Below are 12808 nucleotides of genomic sequence, written 5' to 3'. Positions count from 1 at the left end.
CTCCCCTAGAAATCCTCGTAGTGCTTCTGCGCCAGGTGTCTACCCGCGGCGTACAGCCGGAGGAGCGGTCCGCCGCCTATGGGCGCGAGCAGGAGCCCGGTGAACCCCGCCGGCAGAACGTCACGGGCGATGGCCCAGATCACGACCAGCGCAGGTTCTATCGGGAACAGGACGTTGTGGACCGAGGGGAACGGGTCGAGGATCTTCCCGGGCGGCAGCACGCCGGTGTAGTAGGCCCCGAGGATGATCAGGCCGGAGATCAGGCCCATGAGCAGCGCGAACAGCAGGCTCAGGATTATGCGCATCGTCGGCTTCGGCTCGAAGTAGGCGTCGCCGGCTCTGGAGCGCCGCAGCCGGAGCAGCCCGCCGAAGAGGGGACCGGCGATAAGCCCGGCTATGAAGCCCGCCGTTATATAGAAGATCGAGACGAAAGCCAGGTTGCCCTCGCTGCTCTGTCCGCCCTTCAGCACGAAGAGGATGAAGGGCTCCGGGAAGAGTGCCTTGACGAGCGCGAAAGCGAAACCATAGAGCGCGCCGAGGCCTATGAACCTGAGCGTATAGCTCACGGGTTCCTCCCGGCGCGCTCTCTGGCCTGCACGATCCTCAACGTAGCAGAGAGGTTATACTACCTCCCTCCCGGCCGGTGCAAGAGCTTTCACTCCACGGCGCCCGCCGCGCTCCCGCCGTCCCCGATCCAGACGGTCTTCGCGTTCATGAACTCGTGGATGCCGAAGTGCGAGAGCTCGCGTCCGTAGCCGCTGTTCTTCACCCCGCCGAAGGGAGCCTCGGGGGTGGACTCGGTCATCTTGTTGATGTAGACCATCCCGGCCTCTATCTCGTCTATGAATCGCTCCTGCTCTTCGGGGTCGTTGGTCCAGGCCGAGGAGCCGAGCCCGAAGGACGAGTCGTTGGCGATGCGGATCGCCTCGTCTATGTCCCGCACGACGAACAGGGAGGCCACGGGACCGAAGATCTCCTCCCGGTAGGCCGGGGAATCTTCGGGGATGTCGGTGAGGACCGTCGGCGGGTAGAAGTTGCCGGGCCCGTCGACGGGCTTGCCCCCGGTCAGGACCTTCGCCCCCATCTCGACGCTCTTCCTGACCTGGGCGTCGACGTCCTCCAGGATCTGGGGCATCGCGAGCGGCCCCATGTCCGTCTCCTCCTGCATCGGGTCGCCGACCTTAAGCGCCTGCATCTGCTCGACGTAGCGGCGGGTGAACTCGTCGGCTACGTCCTGGTGCACGATGATCCGCTTGGCGTTGATGCACGACTGGCCGTTGTTGAGCGTCCTGGCGGTCACCGCGGTGCTCACCGCGCGGTCGAGATCCGCCGAGGGCATCACGATGAACGGGTCGGAACCGCCGAGCTCCAGCACGCTCTTCTTTATATTCTTCCCGGCCGCGCTCCCGACGCTCTTCCCCGCCCCCTCGCTCCCGGTGAGGGTCACGGCCCTGACCCTCTCGTCCTCTATTATCTCCGCCACCCGCGAGGAGCCCACGAGCAGCGTCTGGAAGGCTCCCTCCGGGAATCCGGCGCGGCGGATGACGTCCTCTATGGCCAGGGCGCACTGCGGGACGTTCGAAGCGTGCTTGAGCAGGATGACGTTGCCCGCCATGAGCGCCGGGGCCGCGTGCCGGAAGACCTGCCAGAACGGGAAATTCCACGGCATCACCGCCAGGATCGGGCCGATCGGCTGGTAGCGGACGAAGGCCCTTCCCTCGAGCTCTATCTCCTCGTCGGCGAGGAACCTCTGCGCGGTCTCTGCGTAGTAGCGGCAGCCGCGGGCGCACTTGTGCACCTCACCCTCGGCGGAGGCGAGCGTCTTACCCATCTCGGAGGTTATGATGCGCCCGAACTCTCCGGCCTCCTCGTCGAGGATCTCCGCCGCCCGCAACAGTTTCTCGCGGCGCTCGGAGAGCGGGGTCCTGCGGTACTCGCGGAAGGTCTTCGCGGCGAGCTCTAACTTCTCGTCTAGCTGTCGCCCGTCGAGCTCGTCGAAGCTCTTGATCTCCTCCCCGGTCGCCGGGTTCACGCTGGTTATGGGCATCGCTCCCTCCTTCGGTTTCCTCTCGGGCCCTAAAAATATACCCGCCTCAGGCCACGTGCGCTCCCCCGGACGGCGCCATCTGTGCCCTCCGGCGCGAGAGGTCACCCTGAGAGGGTCCGCAGTGTCCCCACCGCCCGGACAATATCCTCCGCGGCCCGCAGGACATCCTCGCGGGTGGTGAAACGCCCCAGGCTGAGCCTGATGGAGGAGCGGGCCCGCTCCTCTCCGAGACCCATCGCGAGCAACACGTGCGAGGGACCGGGGTCGGATGAGGCGCAGGCCGAACCCGAGGAGGCCGCGACCGCGGTGAGCTCCGCCAGAAGATCCGAGGCGGCAACCCCAGAGAAGGAGACGTTAAGGGTGTTGGGGAGACGTCTTTCGGGGTCTCCGTTCAGAAGCATGTCCGGCACCCGCCCGGAGAGCTCCCGCCACAGCAAATCCCGCAGATCTCTCATCCGCTCTGCCTCCCCGGGCAGCGACTCCGCGGCGAGAGTGGCCGCCCGGCCGAAGCCTGCTATCCCGGGGACGTTGAGCGTCCCGCTCCTGAGCCCCCGTTCCTGACCGCCGCCGTAGAGGAGCGGGGCGGGGTGCACCCGCCGTGGACGGCGCCGGATGTACAGGGCACCCACCCCTTTGGGCCCGCAGCACTTGTGGGCGGAGAGACTCATCATGTCCACCCCGAGCACACCGACGTCGAGCGGGAGCTTGCCGAGCGCCTGCGCGGCGTCGGTGTGGAAGGGGACCATATGCTCGTGCGCTACCTCCGCGAGCTCGCGCACGGGGTTCACGGTGCCGGTCTCGTTGTTGGCGAGCATGATGGAGACGAGGGCGGCCCCCTCCCCGAGAGCCTCGCGCAGCGCGTCGGGGCTCACCACCCCGTGACGATCGACGGGGAGCAGGACGACCTCCACCCCGCGCCGGGCGAGGGCGAGGGCGCTCTCCAGGATCGCCTCGTGTTCCGTCGGGGAGGTGACGAGGCGGTCTCCGGGCCCGAGCGTCCCAAAGAGCGCCCAGTTGTCCGCCTCGGTCGCGCCGCTGGTGAAGAAGATCTCTTCGGGGGAGGCGCCTATGGCGGCGGCGAGTTCCTCCCGCGCGGCCTCGACGGCAGCCTCGGCGCTCCACCCGTAGGCGTGGGTGGCCGAGGAGGGGTTGCCGAAGTGCTCCTTCAGGTAGGGGAGCATCGCCTCGAGGACCCGCCCGTCGAGCGGGGTGGTCGCGTTGTAGTCGAGGTAGACGGGATCACGCACCGCGCACCCCGCTCCCCACCGGCGCGTCCTCCCTGTGGTGGCAGCCGCGGCTCTCGCCCTCGGCGAGAGCTCCTTCGAGGATGGCCCGGGCGACGAGCAGCGGTGAGCCGAGCTCCGTCCTCCCGTAACGCTCCCGCAGCCCCTCGAACTCTTCGATTCCCCGCTGCAGCCCCGCGGCGGTGCGCAGGATGCCCCCACGCTCCCACATCACCTCCCGGAGCCTGCGCCAGGCCGCCTCTGGCGCTGGGGCGGGCGGGGCGATCTGGGGGAGAGGGAGCGGCGGCCGGGCGCACCCGGACGACGCCGCGTCCCTGCCGGCGCGCCAGCCCCACACGAGCCCCTCCAGGAGCGAAGTCGAGGCCAGGCGGTTCGCGCCGTGCAGCCCGGTCCTCGCGACCTCCCCGGCGGCCCACAGCCCCTCCAGCGTCGTTCGGCCGTTCGCGTCCACCTCCACGCCGCCGCAGGAGTAGTGGGCGGCGGGGACGACCGGGATCCTCTCCCGCTCCGGGTCTATCCCGATCTCGCGGCAGCGAGCGTAGATGGCGGGGAAGCGCGCCGCGAACCGACCCGGGGGGTGTCCGGTGGCGTCCAGGTAGACGCATGGAGGGTCGCTCTCGGCCATCGCGCTCCATACCGCGCGGGCTACCACGTCGCGCGGGGCGAGAGAGCCGAGCGGGTGGTCGACGATCTCCTCGCCGTCCTCCCCGACGAGCACCGCCCCCTCCCCGCGCACGGCCTCGGAGACGAGGAAGCGCCGCTCTCCCTCCTTCTCGTAGAGCGCGGTCGGGTGGAACTGGACGTAGTGCAGGTCCGCGACCTTCGCCCCCGCCCGGAGCGCGAGCGCGATCCCCTCGCCGAGCGCTCCGGGCGGGTTGGTCGTGTGCCGGTAGAGCGCGCCGAGTCCTCCGGTCGCGAGGACGGTACGGCCGACGATGCCCAGGATCTCGCCCCGGTAGAGGGCCACGACCCCACCGCAACCTCCCTCCCCGGAGAGCAGCGAGAGCGCCCGCACCCCGGCGAACACCCGGACACCCTCCTGCGCGAGGACGGCACGGGTGAGGGCTTCCTGGATCGCCGCCCCCGTCGTGTCCCGGCGGTGGATGACCCTCGCGGTCGAGTGGGCCGCCTCGCGGGTGCGGTGCAGGGCCCTGCCCTCGTCCCGGTCGAAGGGGACGCCGAGCTCTTCTATGAGGAGGCGCTCGACCAGCTCCGGCCCCTCGGCGGCGAGGAGGCGGGCAGCCTCCGGCTCTCCACCCCCGGCCTCGAGGATGTCGTGGATCAAAAGCTCGGGGGGCTCGTCGGGGTCGGGGTGGATGATCCCACCCTGCGCGTAGCGGGTGTTGGACTCTTCGGTATCGGGGTGGCGGGTGAGGAGCGCGACGCGGGCACCCTCGCGGGCGGCAGCGAGCGCGGCGGCGCACCCGGCGATCCCTCCACCCACGACGACGAGGTCGAACCTCAGCACGGTACGACCTCGAGCGAGACGTCCGCCGCGGGCGCGGAGTGGGTGAGCGCCCCGACCGAGATGAGATCCGGCCCCGCCTCCGCGTAGGCGCGCACGCTCCCGAGGTCCACCCCGCCGGAGACCTCGACGACCACCTCCGGCCTCCTCCGGCGCGCGAGCGCGACGGCCTCCGCGACCTCCTCCGGACTCATGTTGTCGAGCAGGACCGCATCGGCCCCGGCGTCGAGCGCCTCCTCGAGCATCGAGAGGTTCTCGACCTCGGCCTCGACCTTCAGCAGGTGCGGGGCCCCGGCGCGGGCGCGCCGCACCGCCTCCCCAACCCCGCCGGCGAGCGCGACGTGGTTGTCCTTGATCAGGATGCCGTCGTCGAGCCCGAAGCGGTGGTTGACCCCGCCCCCGGCCCTGACGGCCGCCTTCTCGAGCCGGCGCATCCCCGGTGTGGTCTTGCGGGTGTCGACCACCCTGGCCCCCGTGCCCTCGACCTCCCTGACGTAGCGACGGGTGGTGGTGGCCACCCCCGAGAGCCGCATCAGCAGGTTGAGTGCGACCCGCTCGGCGGCGAGGATGGACCTCGCGGAGCCCTCGACCACTGCCAGCTCCGTCCCGGCCACGACCTCCTCCCCCTCGGAGACGAGCGCGGAGAATCGCACCTCGGGATCGGCTTCGTGGAAGACGGCCCGCGCCGCCTCGAGCCCGAAGACCACGAGCCCCTCCCGGGCGACGAACCTCCCCGCAGCCCGCGCTCCTTCGTCCACGGTGAGCTCCGAGGTCACGTCCCCTCTGCCCGCGTCCTCCTCGAGCGCCCGCCGGGCGAGCTCGCGCAGCGGCGCCGGCGGACGCACCCCTCGCGCCGTCTCCTCCATCATCCGACCTCCAGCATCCGCTCGATGGGCCGGAGGGCCCTGAGGCGCAGCTCCTCGTCGATCTCTATCTCCGGGGAGAGCTCCCTCATGCACGAGAGGAGCTTCTCGAGCGTGTTGCGGCGCATGTGCGGACACTCGCTGCACGCCTCGCACGCGGGCCCCTCCCCGGGCGCGCGGATGAAGGTCTTCTCCGGGGCGGCCTTCTGCATCTGGTGGATGATGCCGGGCTCGGTCGCCACGATGAACGTTCTGGCCGGGCTCTCGGTGACCCGCCGCAGCAGGCTCGAGGTGCTCCCGACGTGGTCGGCGAGCGCGAGCACCCGCTCCTCGCACTCGGGATGGGCCAGCACCTCGGCCTCCGGATGGCGTACCTTGAGCTGCCGGATCTTCTTCTCCGAGAACTGCACGTGCACCATGCACGTCCCGGGCCAGAGGACCATCTTCCGACCGGTCTTCTGCTGTACGTAGCGCCCGAGGTGCCTGTCCGGGGCGAAGACTATGGGAACGTCCTCCGGGATCGTCGCGATGATCTTCTCGGCGTTGGAGGAGGTGCAGATGATGTCCGAGAGCGCCTTGACCGCAGCCGAGGTGTTCACGTAGGAGACCACGGCGTGCCCCGGATGCCGCCGGAGGAACTCCTCGAACTGCTCCGCCGGACAGCTGTCGGCGAGCGAGCACCCCGCTTCGAGGTCCGGCAGGATCACCTTCTTTTCCGGGTTGAGGATCTTCGCGGTCTCCGCCATGAAGTGCACCCCGCAGAAGACGATCACGTCGGCGTCCGTCCGCTGCGCCTTCTGCGCCAGCGCCAGTGAGTCCCCGATGAAGTCCGCCACGTCCTGTATGTCCGGCTCCTGGTAATAGTGCGCCAGGATGACCGCGTTCAACTCCTCCTTGAGCCTCCCGACCTCCTCGAAGAGATCGAGCCCCTCCATCACCCGCATTCCGCCTCCTTGTAACGTCAGCCTGCCCGATTGCCACAAAATTTTGTTACAAAGTAAGCTGCTTGTAACATATCGTTATATTTAGTATCGCATGGGGGACCGGCCGGGGCAAGTTAGAATCGGGGCATGTCGGAGGTGCGGGAGATGATAGAGGAGCTGGCGCGGGAGGCGGGCTTCGAGCTGGTGGGGGTTACGCGGGCGGGGCGGCTAGAGGAGGGAGGTGAGCGGCTGCGGCGTTGGCAGGAGGCGGGGATGGCGGCGGGGATGGGGTACATGCGCCGGCCGGTGGAGCTGCTCTCGGACCCGAGGCGCCTGCAGAAGAGCGCGCGGAGCGTCATCTCTTTAGGGGTTTCGTACTACCCCGGCGATCATCCGGAGAACCCCGGAGGTTGGGGGAAGGTGGCGCGGTACGCGTGGGGGGAGGACTACCATCGGGTGATAAAGGGGCGCCTCTTTGGGCTCAGGGCGAGGCTGGAGGAGGCGCTCGGGTGTCGGGTGAAGGCGCGGGCGTTCACGGACGCGGTACCGCTGTTGGAGCGCTCGGCGGCGCAGCGGGCGGGGCTCGGGTTCTTCGGGCGCAACTCGTGCCTGATAAACGGCGAGATGGGCTCGTACTTCTTCATCGCGGAGCTTCTGGTGGACCTCGAGATCGAACCGGACGAGCCCGGGGAGGGGACCTGCGGGCGGTGCAGGAGGTGCATCGACGCCTGCCCCACCGGCGCGATAAAGGCCCCCGGGGTGGTCGACGCGCGGCTTTGCATCTCGTATCTTACGATCGAGAACCGCGGTGAGATCCCGCGCGAGCTGCGTCCGAAGATCGGGGAGTGGGCCTTCGGGTGCGACGTCTGCCAGCAGGTCTGCCCGTACAACCGGCGCAAGGCGAAGAGGAGCCGCTGGCCGGAGTTCTCCGCCGGGGCCGGGGCGGGGCCGTACCTGAAGATAATCGAGGTGCTCGGGATCCAGAGCGAGGAAGAGTTCGGGCGCCGGTTCGGCCACACCCCGCTTACCCGCGCCGGGCGGGAGGGGCTGCTGCGCAACTGCTGCGTCGTCGCGGGCAACCTGAAGCTCACCGAGGCCGTCCCCGCGCTCGTAAGGTGCCTGCGGGAGGACGGGTCCGCGCTCGTGCGGGGGCACGCGGCGTGGGCGCTCGGCGAGATCGGGGGCAAGGAGGCCGGGGAGGCCCTGCGGAGCGCGGCGGAGACGGAGGAGGATGGGTGGTGCCTGCAGGAGATACGCCTCGCGCTGGAGGCGAACCGGGAAGGTAGGGTGGGTTAGAATAGGTCGTAGCATGTCGGATCGAGTCAACTACTACGAGGTTCTCGGGGTCTCCCGCAACGCGTCGCAGGAGGAGATCCACGAGGCGTACCGCCGTCTGGCCAAGGAGCGCCATCCCGACCGGGGAGGGAGCCCGGAGGAGTTCTCGCTGCTGCAGGAGGCGCACGAGGTGCTCTCCGACCCCGAGCGCCGCAGACGCCACGACGAGGAGCTCGACCTGGCCTACGCCGCAGACCAGCTCTCGGAGCTGGACTTCAGCCGCCTCGAGGACGAGCTCGCCGCCCGGCGCGAGGAGCGCGAGCGGTCCGGGCCCTCTCTCGGGGAGAGGCTCCGGGGAAGGTTGCGGCGCAAGGAGCCGCGGGTGCGGAGGCAGAGGCGCTACGTGGTGCGCGAGGCCCGCTGGTACGAGCCGCACCGCTTCGACCCCGAGCCGGCGACGTGGAAGAGCGGGACGATCACGTTCGTCCTCGCCTTCCTCGCGTTCATCGCCGCCGGTCAGCTCGGTTTGTGGGCGGAGGGGATAGGGCGGGGGTCGTTCACCTGGACGGCGGCGCTCGGGCCGTACATGCCGGTCGTCTACGCGCTCGTCGGCCTCATCGCCTCATATCTCGCGTTCCGGAGCGCGGGGTATATCGCGGTCGCGCTCGTCTTCATCGCCGCGCTCGTCGTCGGGCAGAGCGGGGGGCCGCAGGGGCTCCTGCAGTTCGCCGCGCTCGGGATAGTGGTGTTCCTGCTCTGGATCTACGCCGGAAGCCGCCGCGAGCGGAGCCGGCGCTAGGAGGGGAGATCTGCCCGTATCCTCCGAGATAGAGAGCTTCATCGCCTCGCTCGAAGAGCGGGCCGCGCCGCTGGAGAGGGCGGCGGACGAGGCGTGGTGGAGGCTCGAGACCACCGGCACCGGGGAGGCCCGTGCGGAGGCCGTGCGCGCGGCGAGGGCCCACGACGAGCTCTTCGCGGACCCGGCGGCCTTCGAGAAGATCGTCCGCTGGTACGGGGAACGAAGCTCCATCGAGCGCCCGGTGCTGCGGCGGCAGGTCGAGGTGCTCCACGCCGAGTTCGCCGCCAGGCAGGGAGATCGGAGGCTGCTCGGGCGCGTCGAGGAGCTCGAGGCGGAGGCGGGCGCGATCTTCGGCAACCACCGCGGGACCGTGGACGGGCGAAAGATCGGGGACAACGAGATCCGGCAGATACTGCGTTTCTCGGAAGACGAGGACGAACGCCGGGCGGCGTGGGAGGCCTCCAGGAGCGTCGGGCGCGAGGTCGAGGGCGTGGTGCGCGAACTCGCCCGGCTGCGCAACCGCCTCGCCCGCGAGCAGGGCTACGAGAACCACTACGAGAGGGCCCTGAGGCTGCAGGAGATAGAACCCCTCTGGCTCGAAGAGACCATGCGCCGTCTGCAAGAGGCGACCGAAGCCCCCTTCAGAAGGCTGCGAGAGAAGATGGACGCCGAGACGCGGCGGCGCTTCGGGACGGGAGAGACCAGGCCCTGGCACCTTCCGGACCCCTTCTTCCAGGAGCCGCCGGAGGACCCCGACCTCGACGTGGACCGCTACCTCCAGGGGAGGAAGATAGAGGAGCTCGCGCTCGCCACCTACGACGCGATGGGGCTCGACGTGCGGGGGGTGCTCGCCCGGAGCGACCTGTACGAGCGCCCCGGCAAGAGCCAGCACGCCTTCTGCATCTCCATCGGCCGGGAGTATCCCTACGACGTCCGGGTGCTCGCCAACCTCCGCCCGGACGCGTACTGGATGGAGACGCTCCTGCACGAGCTCGGCCACGCCGCCTACGACCGCAACATAAACCCCTCCCTCCCCTACTTCCTGCGCTCGGTGGCCCACACCAGCACGACGGAGGCCATCGCGCTGATGATGGGTGCGCTGGCCACCGAGGCCGGCTGGCTCTCCTCGATCGCGGGAGCGGAAGAGGCCGTGCGGGACCAGAAGAAACTCGAAGAGCGCGAGAGGGCCGCCCGGCTCGTCTTCGTGCGCTGGGCGCTGGTGATGTACCGCTTCGAGCGGGAGCTGTACGCCGACCCGGACAGGGACGACCTGAACGAGCTGTGGTGGGACCTCGTCGAGGAGTTGCAGCTCGTGAAGCGGCCGGAGGGACGCAGAGAGCACGACTGGGCGGCCAAGATCCACCTCGCCGTCTCCCCCGTCTACTACCACAACTACGTGCTCGGGCACCTCATCGCCGCCCAGCTCCGGCACCACCTGGAGACCTACGTCACCCGCGGCCCCTTCTACGAGAGCCGCTCCGCCGGGCTCTACCTGGTCGAGGCGCTCTTCGGGCCCGGAGCCCGCGAGAGCTGGCGAGCCACTGTAGAACGCGCCACCGGGGAACCACCGGACACCACGAGGTTCGTGGAGGCGCTGGGGTAGGATGGACCGGCGGGTCGAAGAGTACCGCTTCGAGGACGACGGGCGCATCCCGAACAACCCCGGGCTTCCGCTGCTCTACTACCCGCGGGCGCTCGGCGAAGAGTACCGCGACCCCGGGCGCTGCAGGGAGCTCCTGCGCGAGAACGGCTGGGGTGGGGCCTGGGTCAACGGGGTCTTCTCCTACCACCACTACCACTCCGTCTCCCACGAGGTGCTCTGCATCGTATCCGGGACGGCGAGGCTGGAGCTCGGTGGTCCCTCCGGGAAGACCTTCGACGTCGAGGCTGGGGACATCATCGTGATCCCGGCCGGCGTCGGGCACCGCAACGCGGGCTCGGACGGCTCCTTCCGCGTCGTCGGGGCGTACCCGCCCGGGCAGGAGCGCTACGACATCCGCACGGGGGAACCGGGCGAGCGTCCCGGGGTGCTCGAGAACATCCGCCGGGTCGCCCTGCCCAATACCGACCCCGTCTTCGGGCCCGAAGGACCGCTCGTGGAGCGCTGGGGTATCCGAAGGTAGCCGAACCCCGTCGTAGATACCTCCGCGCCCCGCCCTACAGAAAGGCCATCCCCAGAAGTCCCCCGACGACACCGGCGAGTGCGGTCAGCCCGGCGATGAGCGCGAGCACCCGTTTCTTCGGGAAGGAGGTCCACACCATCGCGATGGAGGGCAAACTCACCGGGGCGAGCGTCATCAGGAGCGCCCCGGCCGGGCCGGCCCCGATACCGTAGGAGAGCATGGTCTGGATTATCGGGATCTCCCCGGCGGTCGGGATGACGAACAGGGTCCCCGCGATGGCGAGCCCCACCACGATCAGGATGCTGTTGCCGAGCTCCGGGCCCGCGGCCGGGAAGAGAAAGGCTCTCGCGGCACCGAGCAGCATCACGATCACGACGTACTCCGGGATGATCCCGGCCGCGAGCCGCACCAGCGAGCGCACCCAGCGGACCGGCAGGCTCCCCGGCGTCGCGGACGGGGTCGCGATCTCCTGGACCCTCCGGGGGCCCACCTCAGCCTTCGGTGAGAGGCGGGCGGCCAGGAGCCCGGCCCCGAAGACGAGCGGTATCCCGAGCAGGAGCCGCAGGGCGGCCCACCTCCACCCCAGCGTGAAGACGATGAAGACCAGCACGGCCGGGTTGAGGGTGGGGTTCCCGAGCCAGTAGGAGACGGCGCCACCGACGGAGACCCCGCTGCGCCTGAGCCCCTTGACGAGCGGTGCGGTGCAGCAGGTGCACATCATCCCGGGCAGGGCGAGAACGCCACCGAGCACCGAGGAGCGAAGCGACTCCCTCCCGAGCACCCGCGCGAGCCAGTCCCGGGGAACGGTCGTCTCGACGGTCGCGGCGAGGATGAGCGCCAGGACCAGCGCCTTCCAGATGGACTCGAAGTAGCTTACGGCGTAGTCGAGGGCGGAGGAGAACGAGGGAGCAGGCGGGGAGGCGGCCCTGCCGCTCAGGATCGAAGGCCCGAGCGTGTGGCTCGATGCGGCATTGAAGACCTTGTGGTAGTAGGGGGCCCACTTGACGTAGAAGAGCCCCACGACCGCGAGCAGGAGCAGTAACCCGAACCCTCTCACAAACCAGAGGAACCTCGGCTGCTCCGAAGCGTGACCCATGCCCAAATTTTCCCTCCCTGCGCCGCACGAAGACCTGCCACAGGGGCGCGAACCGGCCCGAGCCCAAGACTACCATGCAGCGGACGGGAACGCGTCCCGCTCAGGTCGCCAGGTAGGGTGTGGTCGCGTACTGGAGCATCCCGCGGGTGTCGGGGGCGGGACCGAGCTCCATGCGCAGCCGATCGTCCCTTCCCTCGAAACCGAATTCCTCGAGCAGGGGGCGGGCTGTTTCCGGGTCGGGGACGATGAGCTCGGCCGGAGCTTCCCCGGCGACCTCGAGGGCCCGTGCGAGGAGTGCCCGTGCCGCACCATCTTCTGCGGCGAGGAATGGTCCGATCCTGAACGCGCCGCTCGCGGCGGGGCTGAGGATGAGGTATCCCTTCATGCTTCCGGTCGGATCCCGGACGACCAGGCCCTTACCCGGATGCCTGCGCAGGACGGCGAAGAGGACCGCCGATCGGTCGCCGCCGTATGACCAGTAATCCACCCCGTAGAGCTCCGGGAGGTCGGCGGCGAGGAGAGGGTCGACCCGGTAGCGACCGTAGGATGGTGCCTCCTTCGGTACCGGAGCTCCGGCCTCCCGCCTGTAGACGGCACGCCGGCAGACCGGCCTGAAGCCCAGCGTCCGGTAGAGGCTTTCGGCCTGCGCCGTCGAGTACAGGCGGATGGTTCTCACCCCGACGGAGTGCAGATAGGACACCGCCCAACGGGTAAGGGCGGTCCCGAGCCCGGCTCTGCGCAGGTCGTCCCGCACGGCCAGGTGGCAGAGCACCCCCATCCTGCCGAGCGGCACGGCCCCGACCATCCCGGCGAGAGCACCGTCCAGGAGCTCCGCCACTGCCCAGCGGGCATCCCTCGTGCCGCGCAGAAGCTCGAAAGCCCTGGGATCGGCGGCCCACTGCACCGCCACGCGCAGCTCCCTTACGTTCTTCAGGTCTTCGTCGTCCATCCGCCGGATGCGGATGCCGGATGC

Annotated in this window: 12 protein-coding genes; 4 read left to right on the top strand and 8 right to left on the bottom strand. The window is 69.6% G+C overall.

Going from position 1 to position 12808, the window contains the following annotated elements; genetic code table 11:
• Positions 1 to 5: 5 nt before the first annotated feature.
• The 6 genes from PJB24_RS08135 to nadA all read right to left on the bottom strand — a co-directional run bounded on the left by PJB24_RS08135 (position 6) and on the right by nadA (position 6563).
• On the bottom strand, positions 6 to 566 hold the full coding sequence (locus PJB24_RS08135; RefSeq protein ID WP_273844647.1) for a hypothetical protein: 561 nt from the start codon (positions 564 to 566) through the stop codon (positions 6 to 8).
• Between the two features lie 89 nt (positions 567 to 655).
• The gene (locus PJB24_RS08130; protein WP_273844644.1) at positions 656 to 2047 is read right to left on the bottom strand and encodes an NAD-dependent succinate-semialdehyde dehydrogenase; all 1392 of its coding nucleotides are present in this window, start codon (positions 2045 to 2047) and stop codon (positions 656 to 658) included.
• Positions 2048 to 2148: 101 nt separating this feature from the next.
• Positions 2149 to 3294, bottom strand: coding sequence for a cysteine desulfurase family protein (locus PJB24_RS08125; RefSeq protein WP_273844642.1), 1146 nt, complete (start codon positions 3292 to 3294; stop codon positions 2149 to 2151).
• Positions 3287 to 4759 carry an L-aspartate oxidase gene (nadB, locus tag PJB24_RS08120; RefSeq protein ID WP_273844640.1) on the bottom strand — a complete coding sequence of 491 codons (1473 nt, stop codon included), beginning with the start codon at positions 4757 to 4759 and terminating at the stop codon, positions 3287 to 3289. Before nadB ends, PJB24_RS08125 begins: the two co-directional genes overlap by 8 nt.
• The gene (nadC, locus tag PJB24_RS08115) at positions 4753 to 5625 is read right to left on the bottom strand and encodes a carboxylating nicotinate-nucleotide diphosphorylase (protein ID WP_273844639.1); all 873 of its coding nucleotides are present in this window, start codon (positions 5623 to 5625) and stop codon (positions 4753 to 4755) included. The genes nadB and nadC overlap by 7 nt, the downstream gene beginning before the upstream one ends.
• Positions 5622 to 6563, bottom strand: coding sequence for a quinolinate synthase NadA (nadA, locus tag PJB24_RS08110; RefSeq protein WP_273844637.1), 942 nt, complete (start codon positions 6561 to 6563; stop codon positions 5622 to 5624). The genes nadC and nadA overlap by 4 nt, the downstream gene beginning before the upstream one ends.
• A 126-nt stretch (positions 6564 to 6689) precedes the next feature.
• Between nadA and queG the strand changes: the two genes are divergently transcribed.
• Genes queG through PJB24_RS08090 form a run of 4 tightly spaced genes read left to right on the top strand, consistent with a single transcriptional unit; the run spans position 6690 to position 10739 of the window.
• Positions 6690 to 7838 (top strand): tRNA epoxyqueuosine(34) reductase QueG, encoded by a 1149-nt coding sequence (queG, locus tag PJB24_RS08105; protein ID WP_273844635.1) that lies wholly within the window; start codon positions 6690 to 6692, stop codon positions 7836 to 7838.
• Positions 7839 to 7851: 13 nt separating this feature from the next.
• A complete protein-coding gene (locus PJB24_RS08100) occupies positions 7852 to 8616 on the top strand; it encodes a J domain-containing protein (RefSeq protein ID WP_273844633.1) in 765 nt (254 codons plus the stop codon).
• Positions 8617 to 8626: 10 nt separating this feature from the next.
• Positions 8627 to 10219 (top strand): M2 family metallopeptidase, encoded by a 1593-nt coding sequence (locus tag PJB24_RS08095; RefSeq protein ID WP_337959011.1) that lies wholly within the window; start codon positions 8627 to 8629, stop codon positions 10217 to 10219.
• Position 10220: 1 nt separating this feature from the next.
• Positions 10221 to 10739: a cupin domain-containing protein gene (locus tag PJB24_RS08090; protein ID WP_273844631.1), complete on the top strand. Its 519-nt coding sequence runs from the start codon at positions 10221 to 10223 to the stop codon at positions 10737 to 10739.
• 34 nt (positions 10740 to 10773) lie between these two features.
• On the opposite strand, the gene PJB24_RS08085 is transcribed toward PJB24_RS08090, so the two are convergent.
• Positions 10774 to 11835 (bottom strand): permease, encoded by a 1062-nt coding sequence (locus tag PJB24_RS08085; protein ID WP_273844629.1) that lies wholly within the window; start codon positions 11833 to 11835, stop codon positions 10774 to 10776.
• 100 nt (positions 11836 to 11935) lie between these two features.
• Entirely contained in the window at positions 11936 to 12784 is an 849-nt protein-coding gene (locus PJB24_RS08080; protein WP_273844628.1) for a GNAT family N-acetyltransferase, read from the bottom strand.
• Positions 12785 to 12808: the final 24 nt, after the last annotated feature.

It is taken from the genome of Rubrobacter calidifluminis, from assembly GCF_028617075.1.
GTDB classification, from domain to species: Bacteria; Actinomycetota; Rubrobacteria; order Rubrobacterales; family Rubrobacteraceae; genus Rubrobacter_E; species Rubrobacter_E calidifluminis.
The sequence above is the reverse complement of the archived record's forward strand: the minus strand, read 5'-3'. Positions and strand labels throughout refer to the sequence as shown.